22 protein-coding genes are annotated in these 25219 nt (G+C 61.3%); 15 read left to right on the forward strand and 7 right to left on the reverse strand.

All coding sequences use genetic code 11. The features are described 5' to 3' along the window. The first annotated feature begins 82 nt into the window (after positions 1 to 82). From miaB to lnt, 5 genes are all read left to right on the forward strand, one after another. Positions 83 to 1411 carry a tRNA (N6-isopentenyl adenosine(37)-C2)-methylthiotransferase MiaB gene (gene miaB, locus J3P95_RS22110; RefSeq protein ID WP_434558761.1) on the forward strand — a complete coding sequence of 443 codons (1329 nt, stop codon included), beginning with the start codon at positions 83 to 85 and terminating at the stop codon, positions 1409 to 1411. 124 nt (positions 1412 to 1535) lie between these two features. Further along, on the forward strand, positions 1536 to 2546 hold the full coding sequence (locus J3P95_RS22115) for a PhoH family protein (RefSeq protein ID WP_434558762.1): 1011 nt from the start codon (positions 1536 to 1538) through the stop codon (positions 2544 to 2546). After that, positions 2539 to 2997, forward strand: a complete 459-nt coding sequence (gene ybeY / locus J3P95_RS22120) for an rRNA maturation RNase YbeY (RefSeq protein WP_434558763.1) — start codon at positions 2539 to 2541, stop codon at positions 2995 to 2997. Before J3P95_RS22115 ends, ybeY begins: the two co-directional genes overlap by 8 nt. A gap of 40 nt (positions 2998 to 3037) precedes the next feature. After that, positions 3038 to 3877 carry an HlyC/CorC family transporter gene (locus J3P95_RS22125; RefSeq protein WP_186610826.1) on the forward strand — a complete coding sequence of 280 codons (840 nt, stop codon included), beginning with the start codon at positions 3038 to 3040 and terminating at the stop codon, positions 3875 to 3877. A gap of 27 nt (positions 3878 to 3904) precedes the next feature. Continuing rightward, positions 3905 to 5428, forward strand: coding sequence for an apolipoprotein N-acyltransferase (lnt, locus tag J3P95_RS22130; protein WP_434579661.1), 1524 nt, complete (start codon positions 3905 to 3907; stop codon positions 5426 to 5428). A gap of 69 nt (positions 5429 to 5497) precedes the next feature. Here the strand turns inward: lnt and J3P95_RS22135 are convergent, their stop codons facing one another. Together J3P95_RS22135 and J3P95_RS22140 are read right to left on the reverse strand one after the other, a co-directional pair. Then, on the reverse strand, positions 5498 to 6259 hold the full coding sequence (locus J3P95_RS22135) for a YdcF family protein (protein ID WP_434558765.1): 762 nt from the start codon (positions 6257 to 6259) through the stop codon (positions 5498 to 5500). A gap of 102 nt (positions 6260 to 6361) precedes the next feature. After that, a complete protein-coding gene (locus J3P95_RS22140; protein WP_434579659.1) occupies positions 6362 to 6682 on the reverse strand; it encodes a hypothetical protein in 321 nt (106 codons plus the stop codon). A gap of 293 nt (positions 6683 to 6975) precedes the next feature. Here J3P95_RS22140 and leuS point away from each other — a divergent pair, with 293 nt between their 5' ends. The 5 genes from leuS (at position 6976) to J3P95_RS22165 (ending at position 13191) form a co-directional block, all read left to right on the forward strand. Continuing rightward, positions 6976 to 9582, forward strand: coding sequence for a leucine--tRNA ligase (leuS, locus tag J3P95_RS22145; protein WP_434579658.1), 2607 nt, complete (start codon positions 6976 to 6978; stop codon positions 9580 to 9582). 89 nt (positions 9583 to 9671) lie between these two features. Further along, a complete protein-coding gene (gene lptE / locus J3P95_RS22150; protein ID WP_434558768.1) occupies positions 9672 to 10277 on the forward strand; it encodes an LPS assembly lipoprotein LptE in 606 nt (201 codons plus the stop codon). 51 nt (positions 10278 to 10328) lie between these two features. After that, positions 10329 to 11366, forward strand: coding sequence for a DNA polymerase III subunit delta (gene holA / locus J3P95_RS22155; protein ID WP_434558769.1), 1038 nt, complete (start codon positions 10329 to 10331; stop codon positions 11364 to 11366). 265 nt (positions 11367 to 11631) lie between these two features. After that, a complete protein-coding gene (gene arfA, locus J3P95_RS22160; RefSeq protein WP_047229500.1) occupies positions 11632 to 11796 on the forward strand; it encodes an alternative ribosome rescue factor ArfA in 165 nt (54 codons plus the stop codon). A 72-nt stretch (positions 11797 to 11868) separates the two neighbouring features. Beyond that, positions 11869 to 13191: a lytic murein transglycosylase gene (locus tag J3P95_RS22165; RefSeq protein ID WP_434558770.1), complete on the forward strand. Its 1323-nt coding sequence runs from the start codon at positions 11869 to 11871 to the stop codon at positions 13189 to 13191. Positions 13192 to 13282: 91 nt separating this feature from the next. Here the strand turns inward: J3P95_RS22165 and J3P95_RS22170 are convergent, their stop codons facing one another. The 5 genes from J3P95_RS22170 to J3P95_RS22190 all read right to left on the reverse strand — a co-directional run bounded on the left by J3P95_RS22170 (position 13283) and on the right by J3P95_RS22190 (position 18586). Then, positions 13283 to 14233, reverse strand: a complete 951-nt coding sequence (locus J3P95_RS22170) for a S66 peptidase family protein (protein WP_434579656.1) — start codon at positions 14231 to 14233, stop codon at positions 13283 to 13285. A gap of 58 nt (positions 14234 to 14291) precedes the next feature. Continuing rightward, on the reverse strand, positions 14292 to 16205 hold the full coding sequence (gene speA, locus J3P95_RS22175; protein ID WP_434558772.1) for an arginine decarboxylase: 1914 nt from the start codon (positions 16203 to 16205) through the stop codon (positions 14292 to 14294). 209 nt (positions 16206 to 16414) lie between these two features. Then, positions 16415 to 16786, reverse strand: coding sequence for a translation initiation factor Sui1 (locus J3P95_RS22180; RefSeq protein WP_434579654.1), 372 nt, complete (start codon positions 16784 to 16786; stop codon positions 16415 to 16417). A gap of 171 nt (positions 16787 to 16957) precedes the next feature. Beyond that, positions 16958 to 17515, reverse strand: coding sequence for an NUDIX hydrolase (locus J3P95_RS22185; RefSeq protein WP_434579652.1), 558 nt, complete (start codon positions 17513 to 17515; stop codon positions 16958 to 16960). Positions 17516 to 17518: 3 nt separating this feature from the next. Continuing rightward, positions 17519 to 18586 carry a DUF2333 family protein gene (locus J3P95_RS22190; protein WP_434558775.1) on the reverse strand — a complete coding sequence of 356 codons (1068 nt, stop codon included), beginning with the start codon at positions 18584 to 18586 and terminating at the stop codon, positions 17519 to 17521. Positions 18587 to 19004: 418 nt separating this feature from the next. Between J3P95_RS22190 and J3P95_RS22195 the strand changes: the two genes are divergently transcribed. From J3P95_RS22195 to accC, 5 genes are all read left to right on the forward strand, one after another. After that, positions 19005 to 20675 carry a diguanylate cyclase gene (locus J3P95_RS22195; protein WP_434579650.1) on the forward strand — a complete coding sequence of 557 codons (1671 nt, stop codon included), beginning with the start codon at positions 19005 to 19007 and terminating at the stop codon, positions 20673 to 20675. A 955-nt stretch (positions 20676 to 21630) separates the two neighbouring features. Continuing rightward, on the forward strand, positions 21631 to 22674 hold the full coding sequence (locus tag J3P95_RS22200; protein WP_434626711.1) for a methyl-accepting chemotaxis protein: 1044 nt from the start codon (positions 21631 to 21633) through the stop codon (positions 22672 to 22674). 164 nt (positions 22675 to 22838) lie between these two features. Next, positions 22839 to 23291, forward strand: coding sequence for a type II 3-dehydroquinate dehydratase (gene aroQ / locus J3P95_RS22205; protein ID WP_018605716.1), 453 nt, complete (start codon positions 22839 to 22841; stop codon positions 23289 to 23291). A 48-nt stretch (positions 23292 to 23339) separates the two neighbouring features. After that, a complete protein-coding gene (gene accB, locus J3P95_RS22210; RefSeq protein WP_434558777.1) occupies positions 23340 to 23801 on the forward strand; it encodes an acetyl-CoA carboxylase biotin carboxyl carrier protein in 462 nt (153 codons plus the stop codon). Between the two features lie 17 nt (positions 23802 to 23818). Then, positions 23819 to 25174, forward strand: coding sequence for an acetyl-CoA carboxylase biotin carboxylase subunit (gene accC, locus J3P95_RS22215; protein ID WP_434558778.1), 1356 nt, complete (start codon positions 23819 to 23821; stop codon positions 25172 to 25174). The last annotated feature ends 45 nt before the right edge of the window (positions 25175 to 25219 follow it).

Consider the following 25219-nt stretch of genomic DNA (forward strand, 5'->3'; position numbering starts at 1 on the left):
AGCCATTGCTCGCACAGCGGTAGGAACCCGGGGACTTGTTGCCTATAATGCGCGGTTCTTTGAATCAGGTGATGACCCCTCCATGGCCAAGAAGCTTTACATCGAAACCCACGGTTGCCAGATGAACGAGTACGACAGCTCGCGCATGGTTGACCTGCTGGGTGAACACCAGGCCTTGGAAGTCACCGCTCGCGCCGAAGACGCGGACGTGATCCTGCTCAACACCTGCTCGATCCGCGAACGCGCCCAGGACCGGGTGTATTCTCAACTGGGCCGCTGGCGCGAACTGAAGCTGGCCAACCCGGAAATGGTCATTGCCGTGGGCGGTTGCGTGGCCAGCCAGGAAGGCGCCGCCATTCGTGATCGCGCACCCTATGTAGACGTGGTTTTCGGCCCGCAGACCCTGCATCGCCTGCCTGAGATGATCGACGCCGCGCGCGCGACCAAATTGCCGCAGGTGGACGTTTCGTTCCCGGAAATCGAAAAATTCGACCACCTGCCCGAACCGCGCATCGACGGCCCGAGTGCCTATGTATCGGTGATGGAAGGCTGCAGTAAATATTGCACCTTCTGCGTCGTGCCCTACACGCGGGGCGAAGAAGTCAGCCGGCCGTTTGACGACGTGATTGCCGAGATCATTCACCTGGCCGAAAACGGCGTGCGCGAAGTGACGCTGCTGGGGCAGAACGTCAATGGTTATCGCGGCCTGACCCACGATGGGCGCCTGGCGGACCTCGCCGAACTGATCCGGGTCGTGGCAGCGGTGGACGGTATTGACCGCATCCGCTACACCACGTCGCATCCGCTGGAGTTCTCCGACAGCCTGATCCAGGCCCACGCCGACGTACCTGAGCTGGTCAAGCACCTGCACCTGCCGGTGCAATCGGGCTCCGATCGGATCCTGGCGGCGATGAAGCGCAACCACACGGCGCTCGAATACAAATCCAAGCTGCGCAAGCTGCGGGCTGCTGTGCCGGGCATCTGCATCAGCTCGGACTTTATCGTTGGCTTCCCGGGCGAAACCGAGAAAGATTTCCAGCAGACCATGAAGCTGATCGAAGACGTCGGCTTCGACTTCTCCTACTCCTTTGTGTATAGCCAGCGCCCCGGCACTCCGGCGGCCGACCTGGTGGACGAGACGCCGGAGGAGGTCAAGAAAGAACGGCTCAACGCCTTGCAGCATCGATTGAATCAGCAGGGCTTTGAAATCAGCCGACAAATGGTCGGGTCGATCCAGCGGATCCTGGTCACCGACTACTCGAAAAAAGACCCGGGCGAACTGCAGGGCCGGACCGAGAACAACCGGATCGTCAACTTCCGCTGCGATACCCCGGCGCTGATAGGCCAGTTCACCGACGTGCACATTGACGCTGCACAACCGCACTCCCTGCGCGGCTCGCTGGTCCAATAATCTGAGTCCACGATCAATTGTCAGCCCCTGTTATCGGATTGCGCCGTTTAAGAGCTTTCGCACCCAGCCTACTGGCGCTATCCTTGATTTCATCTTAATTGCCCCTGGGCGGCTAAAAACGACCTTGAACGCACCCATCGAACCACATCGTTTCATTCTCGAGCCCTTTGAGGCTCGCCGCTTCGCCAATCTGTGCGGGCAATTCGACGAGCATCTGCGCTTGATCGAACAGCGCCTGGCCATCGAGATCCGCAACCGCGGAAACCAGTTCGAACTGATCGGCGAACCCAAACACACCTCCTCCGCGGAAAACCTCCTACGTCGTCTCTACCGGGAAACCAAGGGGAGCGAGCTGTCGCCGGACATGGTCCATCTGTTCCTGCAGGAATCGGCTGTCGAAGAACTCGACAACCACGCCCCCGCGGAACCTGCGGTGGCCCTGCGCACGAAAAAAGGCATGATTCGCCCCCGAGGCATGAATCAGCAGCGCTACGTGAAGGAAATCCTGGGCAACGACATCAACTTCGGCATCGGCCCGGCCGGTACCGGCAAGACCTACCTGGCCGTGGCCTGCGCAGTCGATGCGCTTGAGCGTGAACAGGTGCGACGTATCCTGCTGGTGCGCCCGGCGGTCGAAGCGGGCGAAAAACTTGGCTTCCTGCCTGGCGACCTGAGCCAGAAAATCGACCCTTACCTGCGCCCTCTCTATGACGCGCTGTATGAAATGCTCGGTTTCGAATACGTCGCCAAGCTGATCGAACGCCAGGTCATCGAGGTTGCGCCACTGGCCTACATGCGCGGTCGCACGCTGAACAACAGCTTCATCATCCTCGACGAAAGCCAGAACACCACCGTCGAACAGATGAAAATGTTCCTGACCCGAATCGGCTTCGGCTCCACCGCCGTCATCACCGGGGACATCACCCAGGTCGACCTGCCGCGCGGCACCAAGTCCGGCTTGAACCACGTGATCCAGGTGCTCAAGGACGTCCCGGGCATCAGCTTCACGCATTTCCTGCCCAAGGACGTCGTGCGTCACCCGTTGGTGCAGCGCATCGTCGAAGCCTACGAGCGCTTCGAGAACCGCGAGGACGAGGCCATGCCCGCCGACAAGGGCAAGCGCCACGATGCTTGAACTCGACTTGCAACCAGCCAGCAAGCAACCTTCCCCCAGCGAAGCCCAGTTCCGCCAATGGTGCGAACTGGCCCTGCGCCAGCGCAGCGCCGACTCGGAACTGACGATCCGCTTGGTGGATGAACCTGAAGGCCGCGAGCTGAACCACACCTGGCGTCAGAAGGACTATGCCACCAACGTGCTGTCGTTCCCTGCAGACGTGCCCGACGAGTTGCTCGATATCCCATTGCTGGGCGATCTGGTGATCTGCGTCCCGGTGGTGGAGCGTGAAGCCGCCGAACAAGGCAAGACCTCCGAAGCCCACTGGGCTCACCTGGTGATCCACGGCTGCTTGCATTTGCTCGGTTACGACCATATGGAAGATGACGAAGCCGAGGAAATGGAAGCACTGGAACGAACGTTGCTTGCCGAGCTGGGTCATCCCGACCCTTATGCCGGCGACGAGCACTGATACATCAACCTGTAACGACAAAGGATTCAGAGTAATCGCTATGAGCGAAGATCGATCGACCAACGGGCAGAAGTCATGGCTGGGCAAGCTCACCCAGGCTTTTGCCCATGAGCCGAAAAACCGCCAGGAGCTGCTGGAGCTGCTGCGCGACGCACACCAGAACAAACTGTTGGACAGCGAAGCGCTGGCCATCGTCGAAGGCGCCATCCAGGTCGCTGACCTGCAAGTGCGGGACATCATGGTCCCCCGCTCGCAGATGGTCAGCATCAAGGCGACCCAGACACCCCGCGAGTTCCTGCCCGCCGTGGTCGATTCCGCTCACTCGCGCTACCCGGTCGTCGGCGAGAGCCATGACGATGTCATGGGCGTCCTGCTGGCCAAGGACCTGCTGCCCTTGATCCTTCAAGAGAACGGCGACAGCTTCAACATCAAGGACTTGCTGCGCCCGGCCACCTTCGTGCCCGAGTCCAAGCGACTGAACGTACTGCTGCGCGAATTCCGCGCCAATCACAACCACATGGCCATCGTCATCGACGAATACGGCGGCGTGGCCGGATTGGTGACCATTGAAGACGTGCTCGAGCAGATCGTCGGCGACATCGAGGACGAACACGATGTCGAGGAAGACAGCTATATCAAGCCGCTGCCCAGCGGTGATTTCCTGATCAAGGCCCTGACGCCCATAGAGAACTTCAACGAGTTCTTCGACAGCGAATTTTCCGACGATGAGTTCGATACCGTCGGCGGCCTGGTGATGAGTGCTTTCGGGCACCTGCCCAAGCGCAACGAAACCACCGAGATCGGTTCTTGGCGCTTTCGCATCCTGAATGCCGACAGTCGTCGGATTCATCTGCTGCGCCTGTCACCCATTGCCCGTTAAACCCCGCGAGCCCCGCTAAGGACACACATGCGTTGGATAACCCGCCCCGGCTGGCCCGGTAACCTGCTGGCCGTGGCGGCCGGCGCGATCACCACCCTGGCTTTGGCGCCCTTCGACATCTGGCCGCTGGCATTGCTGGCGGTCGGGTTGTTCTATGCCGGCTTGAGGGAACTCTCGCCGCGCCAGGCCCTGGGCCGTGGCTGGTGCTTCGGTTTTGGCTTGTTTGGCGCCGGCACCAGCTGGATCTACGTCAGCATCCATAACTTCGGTGGCGCCTCGGTGCTGCTCGCCGGGCTGTTGATGCTGCTGTTCATCGCCGCTATCGCCTGGTTCTTCGCGCTGCCGGCCTGGCTCTGGGCGCGCTGGTTGCGGCGCAACGAGGCGCCGCTGGCCGATGCCCTGGCCTTCGCCGCGCTGTGGCTGGGCCAGGAAGCGTTTCGTGGCTGGTTTTTGACCGGTTTCCCCTGGCTCTACTCCGGCTACAGCCAACTCGACGGCCCCCTTGCCGGCCTCGCGCCGCTGGGCGGGATGTGGCTGATTTCCTTCACCCTGGCCTTGACCGCCGCGCTGCTGTACAACGCGCCCGGCTTGGTTCGTAGCGGCCGCAAAGGCTTTATCGCGGCAGGCGTCGCACTGCTGGTCGGCCCATGGATTGTTGGCATGGCACTCAAGGGCCACGCCTGGACCAGCCCATCGGGCGAGCCGCTGAGCGTCGCGGCGATCCAGGGCAACATCGAACAAAGCATGAAGTGGGACCCCGAGCAGCTCAACGCTCAACTGGCGCTGTACCGCGACATGAGTTTTGCGTCCAAGCGCGTCGACCTGCTGATCTGGCCGGAAACCGCGGTGCCAGTGCTCAAGGATTCCGCCCAGGGCTACCTGGACATGATGGGCAACTTCGCCGCCGAACGGAATTCGGCGCTGATCACCGGCGTGCCGATTCGCCAGTTGGTCCGCCATGAGAAGCGCTACTTCAACGGCATCACCGTGACCGGCGAAGGTGACGGCACCTACCTCAAGCAAAAGCTCGTACCGTTCGGCGAATACGTGCCGTTGCAGGACCTGCTGCGCGGGCTCATCGCGTTTTTTGATTTGCCCATGTCGGATTTCGCTCGCGGGCCGGCCGATCAGCCATTGTTACAAGCCAAGGGTTACCAGATCGCGCCCTTCATCTGCTATGAAGTGGTCTATCCAGAGTTCGCCGCCAGCCTCGCAGCGCGCAGCGACCTGTTGCTGACCATCAGCAACGACACCTGGTTCGGCACCTCGATCGGCCCGTTGCAGCATTTGCAAATGGCCCAGATGCGCGCCTTGGAAGCCGGCCGCTGGATGATCCGCGCCACCAACAACGGCGTGACCGGCCTGATCAACCCTTTCGGCCAGATTACCGTCAGCATCCCGCAATTCGAACGCGGCATCCTCTACGGCGAAGTGGTGCCGATGCACGACCTGACGCCGTATCTGCAATGGCGGTCGTGGCCGTTGATCATCCTGAGTGTGCTGCTGCTGGGTTGGGCACTGATCGCTGGACGGATGGCCAAGACCGTTTAAGGTTTTCGATACCCTTGTGGCGAGGGGATAGATCCCCTCGCCACAACAAGCTCCCTCGCCACAGGGAGCTCAGCGGTAGAACAACCGATACCCCACCTGCCCCACCGCCTCGTTCATCAACTGGCCAGACTGCCAGATCGACTTGAATTCCGGCATCCAGCCGCCCAGCGGACGGGCATTGTCCTGCCCCAGGAAACCGACAGGCGCCGGCACCACTTCAAATCCCGCACGCTCGAAACTCCAGACTGCCCGCGGCATGTGCCACGCCTGGGTCACCACCACGACACGCTTGATACCCGCTGGCAGGAGAATCTCGGCACTCATCTGCGCATTTTCCCAAGTCGTGCGGCTGCGTTCCTCCTGCCAGCGCACGGTCACGCCAAAATCCTCGCGCATCGAGTCGGCCATCAGCTTCGCTTCGCTGGGCGGGGTACCGTAATGCAGGCCGCCGGTGGTCAGCACCGGCAAGCCTGAAGCCTTGGCCAACCGCGCCGCATAACGCTGGCGCTCCAGCCCGATGCCGGTGGGCTGGTCGGCGCCCCAAGCCAGATCGCCGCGCTCGCGGCCCGAGCCCAGCACTACGATGGCGTCGGCGCGCTGGGCCAAGGTCGCCCATTCGCTACGTATTAATGGTGGTTCACGTTCCAACGCCTTGGCGCTCCATTGCACCGCAACTGGCAGGCTCATCAACCAGAAGCCACCCAGCCCCACAGCAAGACACACACGGGCCAGGCGCGGCCGGGAGTCGCGCCACCACCAGGCGAGCGCCAGCAGTAATAAAAGGATGCCGGGCGGCAACAAGAGTTGTTTGATGAAATAGCGAAACGGCATCGGGCATCTCCATAGATGCCCGAAGCCTAGGTGGGTTGACGCAAAGCGACAACAGATTCCAAAGATCTCGAATCAAAAAAAGCGACACGCGTAAATCAGGCGTTACTTGAACTGCAGTGACCGGACTTTTACTGCATCCTTGTCGGGCGTCCGATCCTTGAGCCAGACTACCTTGGCCGAACGGGGCGCATCGAGACGCTTGTTTACCTGGGCTCCGCTTGCGCAGGCCTGGTGCCCGACCTGCTCAAGGTAAGCCTTGACCAGTTCGAACTCTGCGGGGCTCAAGCCGCGCAGCTCCAGCTCTGCCGGGCGTTCATCACGCAAACGACCGGCGGTTCTTGCAGCGTCCAGGGCCACCCCGAGACGGTCGATCAGTTTTCCGTACAACTCAGGTGTAGCGACTTTTCGTTGTGATTCAACCATCCCTCACCTCATTGAAGATAAGACTCACTCCCCATTGAGAAGCTTAGCTTCGCTGGGCGAACCGGCAGGGCGCCGCGACCAACGGCCCTGAACACAGGTCCTCGCCAGTGGTCCCGCATACCCGGCACGCAATCAGGGTTTCCCTCGGCGGAGCGCCGTCATGTATGCTACGGCGCTTCCTGTAACTCCTACTTCCAGCTTGCCTGGGCATCGAAAACGCCGCATTCGGCGTCGTCTGCGTCCAGCATGGCCACGAAGAGGATTGGGCCACCCCATTCAGTACAAAAGTAGCCATGCACGAACACTACCAGCCCCGTGAAATCGAAGCCGCCGCCCAGTCGTTCTGGGACGAGCAAAAGTCCTTTGAAGTCAGCGAACAGCCAGGCAAGGAAACTTACTACTGCCTGTCGATGTTCCCTTACCCCAGTGGCAAGCTGCACATGGGGCACGTGCGCAACTACACCATCGGCGACGTAATCTCCCGCTACCAGCGCATGCAGGGCAAGAACGTCCTGCAACCCATGGGTTGGGACGCCTTCGGCATGCCGGCGGAAAACGCCGCGATGAAGAACAACGTGGCCCCCGCCAAGTGGACCTACGAAAACATCGCCTACATGAAGACCCAGCTGCGCAGCCTGGGCCTGGCGGTGGACTGGTCCCGCGAAGTGACCACCTGCAAGCCCGACTACTACCGCTGGGAACAGTGGCTGTTCACCCGCCTGTTCGAAAAAGGCGTGATCTACCGCAAGAACGGTACCGTGAACTGGGACCCGGTGGACCAGACCGTACTGGCCAACGAGCAAGTGATCGACGGTCGCGGCTGGCGTTCCGGCGCGCTGATCGAAAAGCGCGAGATCCCGATGTACTACTTCAAGATCACCGCCTACGCGGACGAACTCCTGGAGAGCCTCGACGAACTGACCGGCTGGCCTGAGCAGGTCAAGACCATGCAACGCAACTGGATCGGCAAGTCCCGGGGCATGGAAGTGCAGTTCCCGTACGACGTCGCGTCCATCGGCGAAGCCGGCACCCTGAAAGTCTTCACCACCCGTCCGGACACCCTGATGGGCGCCACCTACGTGGCCGTGGCTGCCGAGCATCCGCTGGCCGCCCTCGCCGCACAGAACAATCCCGAGCTGCAAGCTTTCATCGCCGAATGCAAGGGCGGCAGCGTCGCCGAAGCCGACGTCGCTACCCAGGAAAAGAAAGGCCTGCCGACTTCGTTGTTCGTCGAGCACCCTCTGACTGGCGAAAAACTGCCGGTGTGGGTCGCCAACTATGTGCTGATGCACTACGGCGACGGCGCCGTGATGGCCGTGCCAGCGCACGACGAGCGCGATTTCGAATTCGCCCACAAGTACAACCTGCCGGTCAAAGCGGTCGTGCGCACCAGCGCTGGCGACCAGACCTCGGCTCCTTGGCAGGACGCCTATGGCGAACACGGCGAACTGATCAACTCCGGCGAGTTCAACGGACTGGATTTCGCCGGTGCGTTCGATGCCATCGAAGTCGCCCTGATCAAGAAGAACCTTGGTGCATCGCGTACCCAGTTCCGCCTGCGCGACTGGGGCATCAGCCGCCAGCGCTACTGGGGCTGTCCGATCCCGATCGTGCATTGCGACACCTGCGGTGACGTACCAGTACCGGAAGATCAACTGCCCGTGGTCCTGCCGGAAGACGTCGTACCCGACGGCGCTGGTTCGCCCCTCGCCCGCATGCCTGAATTCTACGAATGCAGTTGCCCGAAATGCGGTGCACCGGCCAAGCGTGAAACCGACACCATGGACACCTTCGTCGAGTCCTCGTGGTATTACGCCCGCTACGCCTCGCCGCACTATGAAGGCGGCCTGGTGGAAAAATCCGCAGCTGACCACTGGTTGCCGGTGGACCAGTACATCGGCGGCATCGAACACGCCATCCTCCACCTGCTCTATGCGCGCTTCTTCCACAAGCTGATGCGTGACGAAGGTCTGGTGAGCTCCAACGAGCCGTTCAAGAACCTGCTGACCCAAGGCATGGTGATTGCCGAGACTTACTATCGTCGCGAAGCCAACGGGGCCTACACCTGGTTCAACCCAAGCGACGTCGAACTCGAACGCGACAGCAAGGCCAAGGTCATCAGCGCCAAGCTGATCGCCGACGGCCTGCCAGTGGAAATCGGCGGCACCGAGAAAATGGCCAAGTCGAAGAACAACGGCGTCGACCCACAATCGATGATCGACCAGTTCGGCGCGGACACCTGCCGCCTGTTCATGATGTTCGCCTCGCCACCCGACATGAGCGCGGAATGGTCCGATTCGGGCGTCGAGGGCTCGCACCGCTTCCTCAAGCGCGTCTGGCGCCTGGCCCAAGCCCACGTCACCCAAGGCCTGCCGGGGAAACTGAACGTCGCCAGCCTGAACGACGAGCAAAAAGCCATTCGTCGCTCGATTCACTTGGCGATCAAGCAGGCGAGCCATGACGTTGGCCAGAATCACAAATTCAACACCGCCATCGCCCAGGTGATGACGCTGATGAATGTGTTGGAAAAAGCTGCGCAGGGCACCGAACAGGATCGCGCGCTGGTTCACGAAGGCCTGGAAGCCGTGACGCTGCTGCTGGCGCCGATCACTCCGCACATCAGCCACGAGCTGTGGAGTCAACTGGGTCACGCCGACCCGGTGATTGACGCCAGCTGGCCGGTGGTGGACGAAACCGCGCTGGTGCAGGACAGCCTGACCCTGGTCATCCAGGTCAATGGCAAACTGCGCGGCCAGATTGAAATGCCGGCCGCCGCCACTCGCGAAGAAGTCGAAGCCGCCGCACGGGCCAACGAGAACGTGCTGCGCTTTGTCGATGGCCTGACGATCCGCAAGGTGATCGTGGTGCCCGGCAAACTGGTCAATATCGTCGCAAGCTAATTGGATCGGGCGTCCGGCCACAGGTCGGACGCCGAATATGACCTGCAGGGCCGCACGCTCGGCCCATGGGTTTCAAGGGGAGCAACAAGATGAACAAACGTAATTTGCTGGTTATGGGCCTGGCGGTCCTATTGAGCGCCTGCGGCTTCCAGCTGCGTGGCACCGGCACCACCGAACTGGCGATCACCGAGCTGGACCTGAGCGCGCGTGACGCCTATGGCGAAACCGTGAAAGCGCTGCGCGATACGCTGGAAAACAGCGGTGTGAAGATCTACAGCGGTGCACCCTACAAGCTGGTATTGACCCGTGAACAGCAAAGCCAGCGCAGCCTGAGCTATGCCGGCGCCGGTCGTTCGGCCGAATACGAACTGAACAATGTGCTGAGCTACGAAATCCGCGGCCAAAACAATCTGGTGTTGCTGGACGACAAGCTGCAAGTGCAGAAGATCTACCTGCATGACGGTAACAACATCACCGGTTCCGAGCAGGAGTCCAGTGAAGTGCGCGAGGAAATGCGCCGTGACCTGGTACAGCGCATGATGCTACGCCTGCAACAGCTGAGCCCGGCCCAGTTGGAGCAACTGCAACAGACCGCCGATGCCAAGGCCAAGGCCGAAGCCGAAGCACTCGAAGCGGCACGCAAGGCTGAAGCGGAAACCCCGCAGCAGTCGCCGATGCAAATCCCGGCTGAATAAGCCTTGCGGGGCGCTTCGGCGCCCGCTTGCATTGCCTATGAACTGTCCCTTATGAAACTGGCTCCCGCCCAACTCGGTAAACACCTGCAAGGTGCACTGGCGCCCGTCTACATCATCAGCGGCGATGACCCGCTGCTGTGCCAGGAAGCCGCCGACGCCATCCGCTCCGCCGCCCGCCAGCAAGGTTTCGACGAACGCCAGGTGTTCGCCGCCGACGCCAGTTTCGACTGGGGTACGCTGCTGCAGGCTGGGGCCAGCATGTCGCTGTTCGCCGAGAAACGCCTGCTGGAACTGCGCTTGCCCTCCGGCAAGCCGGGTGACAAGGGCGCCGCTGCGCTGATCGAATACTGCTCGCGACCGGCCGAAGACACGGTGCTACTCATCAGCCTGCCGAAACTCGATGGCAGCGCGCAGAAAACCAAATGGGGCAAGGCCCTGGTCGAAGGCCAGCAGACCCAGTTCGTGCAGATCTGGCCAGTTGATGTCAGCCAGTTGCCGAGCTGGATCCGCCAGCGCCTGTCCCAGGCCGGCCTGTCGGCCAGCCAGGACGCGGTGGAGCTGATAGCCGCCCGGGTCGAAGGCAACCTGCTGGCCGCCGCCCAGGAAATCGAAAAACTCAAGCTGATGGCCGAAGGTGGGCAGATCACCGTGGAAACGGTCCAGGCGGCCGTGGCCGACAGCGCCCGCTTCGATGTCTTCGGGCTGACCGATGCGATCCTCAACGGCGAAGCAGCCCATGCCCTGCGCATGCTCGAAGGCCTGCAAGGCGAAGGCGTCGAGCCTCCCGTGATCCTCTGGGCCCTGGCTCGGGAACTGCGGCTGCTGGCCAACCTGTCGCTGCAATACAGCCAGGGCGTGCCGCTGGACAAAGCTTTCAGCCAGGCCCGCCCGCCCGTCTGGGACAAGCGCAAGCCGCTGATGAGCAAGGCCCTGCAACGTTACTCGGCGCCACGCTGGGCGCAACTCTTGCTGGAAGCCCAGCGCATCGATGCGCAGATCAAGGGCCAGGCCGCTGGCTCGCCGTGGATGAGCCTGAGCCGGTTGTCGCTGTTGATGGCGGGCCAGCGACTCCCTTTACCCGCTGAATAACACAGCACCTGTGGCGAGGGAGCTTGCTCCCGCTGGACTGCGCAGCAGTCCTAAAATCATTTGACTTGGTGTGTCAGACAAAATGCATTCAGCTCTCTTGGGGCTGCTGCGCAGCCCAGCGGGAGCAAGCTCCCTCGCCACAACAGCTCTCCAGCCACAACGCCGTCGGCCATCCTTGAAATTTCCTACGCAATGCAGGGACTGGACAAAGCCCCAACTCTGTCCCATGATTTGCCCCGCAAAACCACCCCACGAGAGATCCCATATGAGCAAAAAGCCATCCAAGCATGGCCCCAACAAGGCCAAATCCATCATCGCCCAGCCCCTGTTCCGCAGCCGCCAGGAACGACCTGCCAAGGGCAAAGGTAGCTACCGCCGCGAAGCCTTCCAGTCTGACAACTGGGAGGCTTCTTGCTTTGTGGCAGCTTGAAACACCCGGACAAGCCCTACGCCCCTTTCGCATGTTAAGGTCAGCACCTGAACTGAATTTCTGGACCCGTGCATGCCCTTTTGTCTTCCCCGTCGTTGGCCATTGCGCCAACTGATCGCCGTCACAAGCGTCGCCCTGCTTGTTGCCTGCGCAGAGAAACCCACCGCCGCCGACGCCCAACCGCTCCAGACCGCTCCTGTCATGACGGCGCCGGCTATCGTGCCGCCTGTCGTCCCCTCCGGAGAAAACCTGGTCATAGCGCCCACCCAGACCTTTGCCGAATGGCAGGCCGGGTTTCGCAAGGAAGCCCTGGCCGCCGGGATCCGTGCCGATTTGTTCGACCGTGCATTTATCGGCGTCAGTCCGGACATGAGCGTGATCAAGGCTGATCGCAGCCAACCTGAATTCACCCGACCGGTGTGGGAATACCTCGACGGTGCACTGTCACCCTTGCGCATACGCAAAGGCCAGGCCCTGATCCAGCAGCAAGCGCAGATCCTGCAAAGCATCGAACAACGTTATGGTGTCGATCGCGAGGCGCTGGTTGCGGTGTGGGGCATGGAAAGCAACTTCGGCCAGTTCCAGGGCAACAAATCGGTGATCAACTCCTTGGCGACCCTGGCCTACGAAGGACGGCGTCCCGGCTTTGCCCATGCGCAACTGATCGCCGCGCTGCAGATCCTGCAACAGGGCGACATCTCGCCAGAAAAAATGCTCGGTTCCTGGGCCGGCGCCATGGGCCAGACCCAGTTCATTCCCACCACCTACAACACCCATGCGGTTGATTTTGACGGCGACGGTCGCCGTGACATCTGGGGCAGCGCCACCGATGCCCTGGCCTCGACCGCACATTACCTGCAGAGCTCCGGTTGGCAGCGCGGCCAGCCATGGGGGTTCGAGGTCGATCTCGCGGAGGGCTTCGACTATACCCTGGCCGATGGCACGATCCGCAAGCCAGTCTCCGAATGGATACGGCTGGGCGTCTCGGAATATGGCAGCTTACCGATAGCCCCCGAGAACAAGCCGCTATCGGCGTCCCTGCTCCTGCCGGCCGGCCATCGCGGCCCGGCGTTCTTGATCTTCGATAACTTCCGCGCCATCCTCAAGTACAACAACTCATCCTCCTATGCCCTGGCGGTTGGGCTGTTGTCTCAGCGCTTCACCGGTGCAGGGCTGGTCTACGGACAGTGGCCAAAAGAGGACCTGCCCCTGAGCCGCAGCGAACGCATCGAGCTGCAGACCCTGCTCGGCAAGCACAACTACGACGCAGGCAATCCCGACGGCATCATTGGCGCCAACACCCGCAAGGCGATCCGCAGCGCCCAACAGTCGTTTGGCTGGCCGGCGGATGGATATCCGACGCATAAGCTGCTGGACGCGCTACGTAACCGCTGAATCGGCCTGATGCGTCCTACCGCTAAACTGCTCGCTACTCTTTCGAGGTTGGCGAGCAGTTCTCGATGATTGATGGATAGGTAACACTGGCCTAGCCGCCGAGTACCACATCCTGCTCCAACGTCAGCTTCTTCTGCCCCGCATCCAGTTCCACCAGCGCGCCCATGGGCAACGTCAGATTGGGATCACAATGCCCGCTGCGCCAACCGGACAACACCGGAATGCGCAATGGCGAAAAGGTCTGCTTGAACAAGCGGTTCAAATCCTCGACGTCCACACCCGCGACATCTCCCAGCAGCACGCCCCGCAACTTCGCCAGGGTGCCCGCCAGCCGCAGCTGGGTCAGCAAGCGGTCGATGCGATAGAGCGGCTCGTTGACGTCCTCCACCAGCAGGATCACGCCTTCGGCATCGATCTCGTAAGGCGTGCCCATGGTCGCGGCTATCATCGACAGATTGCCTCCGAGCAGCCGCCCGTGAGCGATGCCTGGCTCGACAGTCGTCAATGGATAAGCCGCCGGATGGCTCAGTACGTCGCCTGCCCCCAATTGCCCATGCAACAGGCTGAAGAACGAAGTGAACGTCGACGGTGCCTTGCCGCCCAGCAGGTCGGCATTGAGCAATGGCCCATGGAAGGTCACGAACCCAGCATGACGGCTGATCGCCAGGTGCAGCGCGGTGATGTCGCTGTAGCCGACAAAGGGCTTGGCGTTACGCCGCAACAGCTCGTAATCGATGCGATCCAACAGTCGCGGCGTGCCGTAGCCCCCGCGCAGACAAATAATGGCCTTCACCTGCGGGTCGGCGAACGCTGCGTGCAGATCGTTGAGCCGCACCTCGTCACTGCCGGCCAGGTATCTGTCCTTTTCATGGACACCCGGAAATATCCGCAGCTCATGGCCGTGGGCGCGCATCCATTGCACGGCTTTGTCGCTGTCCAGCGGCGCCGGACCGGCAGGCGCAATCACCCCGATCAGCCCTTCGGCCGGGAGCGCCGGTACCGGCTGATGCGGATAAAGGGTGTGCTTGGGTCGAACGGTCATCCCTGAATCTCCCTGCATAAAGTCATGCGTACACACCGTCGTGAAGGGCCTGGCCCGATCAGGAAGACAGGTAGGAAGAGCGCGTCAGCCCAAGGCGTAGCGCATCCAGGTACTGGGTGCGCTCGGCCGCGGTGATGCGAGCGCTGGCGCACTTGTCACGGTAATGCGTCATCAATTCCTCCGGCGACAGGTGCACGTAGCGCAGCATGTCTTCGATGGTGTCATGGGTCTCGATACCGGCGTGGTACACACTGCCGTCGGCGTTCTGGTAGATGTTCACCGAGTCGGTGTCACCGAACAGGTTGTGCATGTCGCCGAGGATTTCCTGGTAGGCCCCCACCAGGAAGATGCCCAGCAGGTAATCTTCGCCTGGATTGAGCGAGTGGACCGGCAGGCTGGTCTCGATGCTCTGCTCGTCAACGTATTGCTTGATCTTGCCGTCGGAATCGCAGGTCAGGTCTTGCAGCACGGCGCGGCGCAGGGGCTCTTCGTCGAGGCGATGCAGCGGCAGGATCGGCAATACCTGGCCGATCGCCCAGGTGTCCGGCAGGCTCTGGAACACCGAGAAGTTGCAGATGTACTTGTCGGCCAACTTGTCGTTGAGTTCGTCCAGCACCTGGCGGTGCGAGCGCTGGCGGGCCTTCAGCGAGTTGTGCAGGCGACGGCAGACGGCGAAATAGCATTGCTCGGCCAGGGCTTTTTCCGCCAGGGTCAGCTTGCCGTCGGCGTATTGGGCGGCCACGTCGCTCATGTAGTGGGTGGCGCGCCAGTAAGTCTCGGTGACCATCTCGATGTCGGTTGGGCCCAGCAGGTCCACCAACCATTGCACGGTTTCCGGCAGGCTTTCCTTGTTCTCGATCACCGGCACATCGTCGTGGTGTTTCTCGACGTCGGTCACCTGTACCACCAGCATCGCGTGGTGAGCCGTCAGTGAACGGCCGCTTTCGGAAAAAATGTGCGGATGCGGCAGGCTTTGGGCGTCGCAGAATTCCTTGAGCATGCCCACCACGACGCCGGCGTAATCGTCCATGTCGTAGTTGATCGAGCTGGCGTTGCGCGAGTGCGTACCGTCGTAGTCCACGCCCAGGCCACCGCCGACGTCGATGTGATCCACCGGCAGGCCGAGGTTGCGCAGTTCGCCGTAGTAACGGATCGCTTCCTTGAAGCCATGCTGGTAGTCCGCCAGGTTGGCGATCTGCGAACCCATGTGGAAGTGCAACAGACGGATGCCCTGATCCAGGCCGGCGTCACGGAAGCGCTCGACCACGGACAACAGCTGCGCGGCCGACAGACCGAACTTGGACTTCTCGCCACCGGTGTCGGCCCACTTGCTCGACGCCAGGGACGACAGGCGCACCCGCAGACCTACCTGAGGCTTGACCTTGAGCGACGCGGCTTCTTCGATCACCAAGCCGACTTCGGATTCTTTCTCGATCACGATAAAGACGTTGTGACCAAGCTTCTGGCCCATCAGCGCCAGGCGAATGAATTCGCGATCCTTGTAACCGTTGCAGACAATCGTCCCACCCTTTGGCGCCAGGGCCAGCACCGCCAGCAGCTCAGGCTTGGAACCGGCTTCCAGGCCGATGGAGACGTTCTGGGTGGCGATGATGTTTTCGATCACCGCCTCCTGCTGGTTAACCTTGATCGGATAAAGCGCGGTGTACTGGCTCTGGTACTCCAGGCGTGCGATGTTGCTGTCGAACGCGCCGGTGAGCTGGCGCACACGGTCTTGCAGGATGTCCGGGAAGCGCACCAGCAGGGGTAGCGAAAGGCCACTCTGGCGCAACTGGTCGACTTGCTCGTACAAATCGATGGGCGAGCTGTCGGGGCCGTTCGGACGGACTTCGACGCGACCGGCTTCATTGATCGCGAAATACCCGGCCCCCCAATGGCGGATCCCGTAAACGCTGCGGCTGTCCGCAACTGTCCATTGGCTGCCATCGTCTTTGCGTGTGCGTCGTACGGACATCGAAGTCCCCTATAAAGAAGTCAAAATGCACCATCCGGTCGGAGGCTGGCGCAGTCTAGAGAATGGAAATGACGATTTGCCTGTAAGCAAGGTAGACCCTGCCCACAGCGCTGAGTTTAAAACCCGTTCCGAACAGGTTCTGTGAAAACCCTGCGGACGATCCCGAACCCGGGGTTCGGATCAAGCCGAGGTGGCTTTCACAGAAGCTGCTAGCCGCCAGATTTTTTTGCCTTGAAACCGTGTTTGGTGAGTTCCGCCAGCAGCAGCTCGACGTGATCGCCCTGGATTTCGATGATGCCGTCCTTCAACGCGCCACCGGTGCCACAGCGTTTTTTCAACGTTGTCGCCAGCTCCTTGAGCGCGTCTTCGGCCAGCGGCACGCCGGTGATCGTGGTCACCGTCTTGCCACCGCGGCCTTTGCTTTCGCGGCGCACGCGAGCGATACCGTCTCCGTCGGGAATGGCGGTCTGTTTGCAGATGCAGGCATCCACCGGCTGGCGGCAATCAGGGCAATGACGACCGGCGTCGGTAGAAAATACCAGGCCACCCAGGGCGGCGAAGGATGCGGCTTTTTTGGCCACCGGCAATCCTCTTCGGAGGACAATGACTGGTCGAGGAGCGAAAGTGCCCCGACCGCGAAGCCCCACTCAGGCAGGGGCAGCGCAACTGGACCGAGCGATGTCGGCCAAGCTTGAAAAGTCGCGCAGTGTAACGACAAAAAGCCGACTTGCTAAGGGCCAATCGACGCCAATTTACAGCTTCTTTGCGACACCCTGTTCGCGGGCTTTCAAATAGCGCCCGAGCGCCGCCAGAGAGTCCGGGCAATAAGGCTTGCAGCGGATTTCATCCAGGACCTGCTCGACCGGCAGGAAACGCGCTTCCAGCACTTCCTCCGGTTGCAGGATCAGCGGACCGTCCCAAACCGCCGAGAACGCCGAACACCACAGGCGACTGCCGGTGTCCTCGAAATAAAAATGGTCATGGGCAATCAGCTCGACGCCACTCACTCCCAATTCTTCGGCCAGCTCGCGGGCCGCCGACTCGGCGTAGGTCTCGTGCGCCTGCACCATGCCCCCCGCCGCAACGTCCCAGAAACCCGGGTAGATCGCCTTGCTCAAGGTTCTTCGATGAACGCACAACTCGCCGGCCGAGTTGAACAGCATGATGTAGGTGCCGCGCCCGATCAGGCCGCGCTCGCGCAGTTGCGAGCGCACCAGGCTGCCAAGCAGGTTGTCGTGTTCGTCGACCCAAGCAATCTGCTCGGCATCCGAGGCCACTCGGTGAGCAACCTCACGGGCACTTTCGTCCATTGATCAGCCCTGGTTCAGTAACTGCCGCAAGTCGATCACTGCCGCATTGGCGCGGGAAATATAGTTGGCCATGACCAGCGAGTGGTTCGCCAATACACCGAAGCCGCTGCCGTTGAGGATCATCGGGCTCCAGACCGGTTCCTGCGAGGCTTCCAGTTCGCGAATGATCTGCCGCACGCTGACCGTGGCGTTCTTCTTCGCCAGCACATCGGCGAAGTCCACCTCGATGGCACGCAACAGATGCGACAACGCCCAAGCCTGGCCGCGGGCTTCATAAAACACGTTATCGATTTGCAGCCAAGGCGTTTCCACCACTTCCTCATCCACCTGCGGCACCTGCCCCGGCGCCGGTACTTCGGTTTTCAACGAAGTGTTGAGCTTGACCCGGCCGACACTGGCCGACAGGCGCTGGGACAACGACCCCAGGCGCGTGCCGACATCACCCAGCCAGTTGTTGAGGTTGTCGGCGCGAGCGTAGAACAGCGCGCTTTTTTGCGCCGGATCGGACAGGCGCGCCTGATAGCGGCTCAACGAATTGATGCCTTCCTGGTATTCCGACTCGCTGGAGGGCAGCACCCAACTACGGTTGTCGAAATTGAACCGCGGCTCAGCCTTGGCGAGATCGGCGTCCTCGGCAGATTGCGACTGGGAACGGGCGAAGTCCTTACGCAACGCGCGGCTAAGATCGCGTACCTGTACCAGCACGCCGTATTCCCAGCTGGGCATGTTGTCCATCCACAGGCCCGGCGGGAAGCGATCATTGGAAATGTAACCGCCCTGCTTGGTCAACAACGTTCCGGCCACGGTCTTGAGGGTTTCAACGGTGGTGTAGCCGACCACCATTTGCCGACCGTCCTTTTCGGCCGCCGCCTGGGCGTTCTGCTGCACGGGAAACAACGCTGGTTCCTGGCTCCAATACCAGCCAACCGCAATGGTCACCAGCAGATAAAGACCGATGAGCGTGGCCAGTGCCCGGCTGAAAAACACCCCGCCCAGGTAACTGCGGGTGTCCGATTTCGGTTCGGCGGCGCGTTCAGGCGCGCTGCCCGCGCGGTTCTTCCAGTCCAGCATGGCGATGTCCCTTCAATCACTTGAGTTCACGGTTCGACCACAACCTTACATCAACGTGCCTCGGCCGGCATCCGTCGTTGGGCTTATCGGAGATTTACTGTCGCGAAGCCGAAAGCCTTGTAAGGGATTCCCTTAACCGTGCAAGCCATGAATCCAAGGCGAGCAGCATAGATGGAGACCTGAACCCATATTCGTTCGCGCTACGGAGTACCGCGCAAATACTCTACGAAGAAGCACTGCAGCCCTTGTTTCCCGGGGCTTTCCTCTACCCCGAACGGCGCATTCCAGACTGTTCGGTCAGAAACTGAATGACCCCTCTTGGCAGATTATTGACGTACGACACTCATGTAAGGGAAAAGAGGTGCTAGCATAGAGCCACCAGTCGACCTCAGCATGCCCCCTAACTAGTAGTCAGGATATGACCGAGTCAGAAGACCCCAGCCGTGAGCGCCTCAAGCACCACTTTGCCCAGCGGGTAATTCACCAGGCTCGCCAGATCCTTGAGATATGGCAGCGCCTGCAACGCAGCGAGTGGTCGAGCACCGACCTCTCTGAGCTCAGCGAAGCCAATCTGCGCCTGCTGCGCTTTGCCGAGCGCTTTGAACAACCTGAGCATTACCAGCTTGCCCAAGAGATCAGCCAGTCGCTGCAAGCGGTGGATGCCAATCGTGGCCGCCTGAGCAGCCAGTTGATCACTGAAATCAATCGCTTGATGCAACGCCTGTCCCGCACCGGCCTGCGCCATGGCGACCAGCTTGAGCAAACGTTCCTGCCGCCGCTGCGCAAGCCTGTCTATGTGGCGCTGCAAGACCATGACCGCGCCGAGCGACTGGCCAGGCAGTTGGAGTTCTTCGGCCTCAGCGCCCAGGCGCTGGACAGCGTCGCAGCGTTCAAGGCGTCGATGGTCGAGCGCCTGCCTGCGGCCATTGTCATGGATGTGGATTTCAGCGGCCCTGGTGTGGGCCTGAAGCTCGCAGCCCAAGCCCAGGAAGGACTCGACCAAGCCATTCCGCTGTTATTTTTCAGCTTGCTCGAAACGGATACGCCAACTCGCTTGGCGGCAGTGCGCGCCGGTGGCCAGGAATTTCTCACCGGCACGCTCGAAGCCTCGAGCCTGCTGGAGAAGATTGAAGTGCTGACCTGTGTCGCCCAGTACGACCCTTATAAAGTGCTGATCATCGATGACTCCCGGGCCCAGGCCCTGCACACCGAGCGCCTGCTCAACAGCGCCGGGATCGTCACCCGGACCTTGATCGAGCCGATCCAGGCCATGGCCGAACTGGCGGATTTCCAGCCCGACCTGATCATCCTCGACATGTACATGCCCGCCTGCACCGGCACGGAATTGGCCAAGGTGATCCGCCACAACGACCGCTATGTCAGCGTGCCGATCATTTACTTGTCCGCCGAAGACGACCTGGACAAACAGCTCGACGCCATGAGCGAAGGCGGCGACGACTTCCTGACCAAACCGATCAAGCCCCGGCACCTGATCACCACCGTGCGCAACCGCGCTGCCCGGGCCCGCAATCTCAAGGCGCGAATGGTGCGCGACAGCCTCACCGGCCTCTACAACCATACCCACATCCTGCAATTGCTCGAAGACTGCAGTTTCCGCGCTCGCCGGGAAGGCAAGCCACTGAGCTTTGCGATGCTGGACATTGACCATTTCAAACGGGTCAACGACAGCCATGGCCATCCCATGGGTGACAGGGTGATCAAGAGCCTGGCACTGTTTCTCAAGCAACGACTGCGCAAGACGGACTACATCGGACGGTACGGCGGTGAAGAGTTCGCGATCGTCATGCCCGACACCGACATCGACGCCGCCTACAAGGTGCTGGATGAAATCCGTCAGCGTTTTGCCGAGATCCATTACCCGGCCCAACCTCAAGACCTGTGGTGCACCTTCAGCGCCGGCCTGGTCGAAATGAGCGACGAATCCGACAGCCTGATGATGGCAAGCCAGGCGGACGAAGCGCTGTACCGTGCCAAGCACGCTGGGCGCAACAGGGTACAAAGCGCGCGGCAATCAAAGCAAAGTGCCACTTTTTCATCGGAATCAACCGATTCAGTCATAAACGTGTAACGTAAACGCAATAACTTCAGGCACTTACGATTCTGCCCCCGGTAGACCCTTGATGCGCCTGAAGCTGCTGACCAATCTCAATACCCTTCTTTTAGTTGCCGTGTGCCTTGGCCTCGGCGCCACGCTTTGGTGGTCGCAAATCGCCCTGGAGCGTCCTTATCTGCTGATGGAGCGCTACCTGGGCCTGTCACGACAGTTCCAAGGCGAGGTGGCGCGCAATATAGAGGACTATCTGGCCAGTGGCGACGCCTTGCGCCTCAGCGCAGCTACCCAGGCCTTGGAAATCCTGCAAAAAGAACTGGATCAATTCCCGCCGGAACTGGCCAAGACGTTGCGCCCGAGCCTGTCGAACCTCGATGGCTTCAGCAGGACCGACTTGCTGGCCGCCGGCAAACTGGCCGGGGATCCCCAGGCGTTGCTGCTGCAGGCCGAACGTGAGCTGAGCGCCAACCTCGATCAGCTCGCCCAGTACGCCAACGGCGCACCGACTTATCTGCCGCCGTTGTTCGCTGCATCGCAGCATTTGGGCCGCCTGTCGCTCACACGGGGCAAACTCGTCAGCAGCGGCCGTAGCGAACTGGCCGCCGACGTCGAACGCGAACTGGCCAGTATCCGTGTCCAGGCCCAACAGCTCGATAATCTGGAGCTGCTCGGCGTCGCCGCCAGCAACGAATCCGGCAGCGATGACTTCGCCGCGTTGATGGGCTTGCAAACCCAGGAGAAAACCGTCGCCGAAGATGCCGGCATCGCGCTCAAGCGTGAACTCAACAGCCTGCTTGGCCGCTATCCAGCGGAACTGGCGCGCACCCGCGAGCTGATCCAGAAACGTACCGAGCTGGGCAATGCCACCCTCCTGAAGACCGCTGATGTGCAAAAGGCAATTGACGCCATGGAGCCGGCGGTGCGCGCCCAGCATGGACAGATCCAGGGCGAAGTACGGAGTATCCAGGGCGTGATGATCGGGTTGATCCTCTTGATCGCCCTGCTGATCGATACCCTGCAACGACACCTGGCCCGCACCCTGACCCGTCTGGCGCCAGCCCTGTCGACATGGGCCGAAGGCGACTTCAGCAATGATATCCACGTCGGCGCGAATAACCGCGAGCTGCGCGATATCGAAGCGTCCCTCAATCGCCTGCGCGCGTATCTGGTGGATCTGGTGGGCACCATTCGCCTGAACGCCGAGCAAGTGGCGGATAGCAGCCGGACCCTGGCGGAGTTGAGCGGCGAGCTGCACAGCGGCGCCCAATACCAGGCCGGCGACACGGCATTGATCCGCGATTCCCTCAGCGAACTCGAGGCGACCATCCAGCAGGTGGCCGGCGATGCCAGCCAGGCCGCAGCGGCCAGCCGCAGTGCCGGAGACGCGGTGGAACATGGCCAGAAAGTCATTGGCCTGAGCCTCGCCGGCCTTCACGCACTGGTCGGAGAAGTGCAAGGCAACGCGCAAATGATCGAACAACTGGCCGAGGAGTCGGCGACCATTGGCGGCGTACTGACCGTCATCCGCTCGATTGCCGACCAGACCAACCTGCTGGCCCTCAACGCGGCCATCGAAGCCGCCCGCGCCGGAGAAATGGGTCGAGGCTTTGCGGTGGTGGCCGAGGAAGTCCGTTCCCTGGCCCAACGCACGGCGGGCGCAACCGCCGAAATCCAGGCACTGATTGCACGCCTGCAGCTGGCCGCGCGTCAATCGGTGGATGGCATGCGTGCCCAGGTCGAACACGCCGAAGCCACCGCCAGCCAGGCGCAGGCAGCCGACGGTGCACTGGATGAAATCGTCGGCGCCATCCAGACCATCGCCGATACGGCCGGGCGCATCGCCGACGTCACTGCCCAGCAAAGCGGCGCCGTCAGCGAGATCCGTGATCATAGCGAGCGCATACATGAGCTCGGCGGGGATAACCTGCTGCGCATCGGCCAAGGGCGGGAACAGGGCGACAACCTGCTGCTGCTCGGTGGGCGGCTACACACTGCGGTGCAGGCATTCCGGGTCTGACCCTGCACATTCATTACAAGTGACCGGATCAAAGGACATGGTCATATATTTCGCGCAAACATCGCTCATCGTGCTGGCTATTGCTGAGAACTGGACAGTCATAAAGGCTTTGCGGCATAGTCGCCGGGTTCTGACACCTGCTCACAGATAACAAGGAACAGCAGATGGCGACCCTTTTGGTCCTGCATGGACCCAACCTGAACCTGCTTGGCACCCGTGAACCGGGCGTCTACGGCGCCGTGACACTGGCCCAGATCAACCAGGACCTGGAACAGCGGGCCCGCAATGCCGGCCATCATTTGCTGTATCTGCAAAGCAACGCCGAATACGAATTGATCGACCGCATCCACGCCGCGCGTGGCGAAGGCGTGGATTTCATTTTGATCAATCCAGCAGCTTTTACACACACAAGCGTCGCATTACGTGACGCGCTGCTGGCAGTGAGCATCCCATTCATCGAAGTGCATTTGTCCAATGTGCACAAACGCGAACCTTTCCGCCATCACTCCTACTTCTCCGATGTAGCAGTAGGCGTGATCTGCGGCCTTGGCGCCAGCGGGTACCGACTGGCCCTGGAGGCCGCCCTAGAGCAGCTTGAAAAACAGGCAACAGCTTGAACAACAAGCGTTAAACGCCCCTGACCGACCCTTGGGAGTTGATGATTCATGGATATCCGTAAAGTTAAGAAACTGATCGAGTTGCTGGAAGAGTCCGGCATCGACGAGCTCGAGATCAAGGAAGGCGAAGAGTCCGTACGCATCAGCCGCCACAGCAAGACCCCGGCCCAGCAGTTCTATGCACCGGCCCCGATGCAAGCTCCGGTCGCCGCCCCTGCTCCAGCAGCAGCGCCAGTTGCCGCCGCACCCGCCGCACCGGCAGCGCCAGCGCTCAACGGCACCGTTGCGCGCTCGCCGATGGTGGGCACGTTCTATCGCAAGTCTTCGCCATCCTCGCCATCCTTCGTTGAAGTTGGCCAGACCGTGAAGAAAGGCGACACCCTGTGCATCGTCGAAGCCATGAAGATGATGAACCACATCGAAGCTGAAACCAGCGGTGTGATCGAGTCCATCCTCGTCGAAGACGGCCAGCCGGTTGAGTACGACCAACCGCTGTTCACCATCGTTTGAACCGCGGGGAGCCTTTGATGACTGCGAAGTTGGAAAAAGTCCTGATCGCTAACCGCGGTGAGATCGCCCTGCGGATTCTGCGTGCCTGCAAAGAGATGGGCATCAAGACCGTCGCCGTTTACTCCAAGGCCGACAAAGAACTGATGCACCTGGGCCTGGCGGATGAATCCGTCTGCATCGGTCCAGCGTCGGCTGCGCACTCGTACCTGCACATCCCGGCGATCATCGCCGCCGCCGAAGTGACCGGCGCCACCGCCATTCACCCAGGCTACGGTTTCCTGGCGGAAAACGCCGACTTCGCCGAGCAGGTGGAAAACTCCGGTTTTGCCTTCATTGGGCCGAAAGCCGACACCATTCGCCTGATGGGCGACAAGGTTTCGGCCAAGCACGCCATGATCGCCGCCGGCGTACCGACCGTTCCGGGTTCCGATGGCCCGCTGCCTGAAGACGAGGAAACCGCTTTGCGCATCGGTCGCGAAGTGGGTTATCCGGTGATCATCAAGGCCGCTGGCGGCGGCGGTGGTCGCGGCATGCGCGTGGTACACAAGGAAGAAGACCTGATTTCCTCGGCGAAACTGACCCGCTCCGAAGCGGGCGCGGCGTTCGGCAACCCGATGGTCTACCTGGAAAAGTTCCTGACCAACCCGCGTCACGTCGAAGTCCAGGTACTGTCCGACGGCCAAGGCCAGGCGATCCATCTGGGCGACCGCGATTGCTCGCTGCAACGTCGTCACCAGAAGGTCCTCGAAGAAGCGCCGGCTCCGGGCATCGACGAGAAAGCGCGCGAAGAAGTCCTGGCACGCTGCGTCAAGGCGTGCATCGACATCGGCTACCGTGGCGCCGGCACTTTCGAGTTCCTGTACGAGAATGGCCGTTTCTACTTCATCGAAATGAACACCCGCGTCCAGGTGGAGCACCCGGTCTCGGAGATGGTCACCGGTATCGACATCGTCAAGGAGATGCTCAGCATCGCTGCTGGCAACAAGCTGTCGTTCACCCAGGATGACGTAGTGATTCGTGGTCATTCGCTGGAATGCCGAATCAACGCCGAAGACCCGAAAACCTTCATGCCAAGCCCGGGCACGGTCAAGCACTTCCACGCCCCAGGCGGCAATGGCGTTCGCGTCGATTCGCACCTGTACAGCGGTTATGCGGTTCCGCCGAACTACGATTCGTTGATCGGCAAGCTGATCACCTACGGGGCGACCCGTGACGAAGCCTTGGCGCGCATGCGCAATGCGCTGGACGAAATCGTGGTCGACGGGATCAAGACCAACATCCCGCTGCACCGCGACCTCGTACGTGACGAAGGCTTCTGCAAGGGTGGCGTCAACATCCACTACCTGGAGCACAAGCTGGGCAACCAGCACTGATGCGCCAAGGGATGTAAAAAGACCCCGGTCCATTTGGCCCGGGGT

The organism is Pseudomonas sp. Z5-35, from assembly GCF_051131945.1.
In the GTDB taxonomy this organism is placed as follows: Bacteria; Pseudomonadota; Gammaproteobacteria; order Pseudomonadales; family Pseudomonadaceae; genus Aquipseudomonas; species Aquipseudomonas marvdashtae.